This is a genomic window from Falsiroseomonas oryzae (assembly GCF_027856955.1).
Taxonomy (GTDB): Bacteria; Pseudomonadota; Alphaproteobacteria; order Acetobacterales; family Acetobacteraceae; genus Falsiroseomonas; species Falsiroseomonas oryzae.
On the sequence record NZ_JAPSMD010001024.1, the window covers coordinates 1 to 539 of the forward strand.

At 78.1% G+C, this 539-nt stretch carries 1 protein-coding gene; it reads right to left on the reverse strand.

The window, feature by feature from the left end; genetic code table 11:
* The coding region (locus OZN99_RS33305) for a type 2 periplasmic-binding domain-containing protein (protein WP_270939436.1) at positions 1 to 539 on the reverse strand (539 nt) is incomplete at both ends.

Consider the following 539-nt stretch of genomic DNA (forward strand, 5'->3'; position numbering starts at 1 on the left):
GCCGCGCCCGCGGCGCGCAGCGCCGCGGCCAGTGCCGCACCGGGCGCGGCGATGGTCACGCGGTTCTCGCGCATCCGCGCCTGGTTCGCCGCCTCCCGCGTCTCGAGCAGTTGCCACAGCCCGTCCTCGGTGCGCCGCGCCGCGAACTCCAGCGCCGCGCGGCCGTCCGATCCCAGCGACGCCAGGCGCGCGGGCGCCGCGAAGGTCAGGCTGACCGGCATCGCGTAGCCGATCTCCGTGAAGTGCGGCAGGTGCTCCCACAGCCGGCGCCCCGCGCCGCCATCGCCGGAGGACAGCACCGCATCCAGCGTGCCGGCGTTCAGCCGCGCCGCCACGTCCTGGAAGCTCAGCTGCTCCACCGCCGCGCCCAGCCGGCGGAAGGTGACGGTGCCGGCGGCGTCGTAGCTGCGCAGCCGCAGCCCCTGCAGGTCGGCCGTCGTGGCGACCGGCCGGCGCGACCACAGCCCCGTCGGCGGCCAGGGCGTCGCGTGCAGCAGCGTCACGCCCTGCCGCGCCAGCGCCTCGGCATAGGCCGGCCG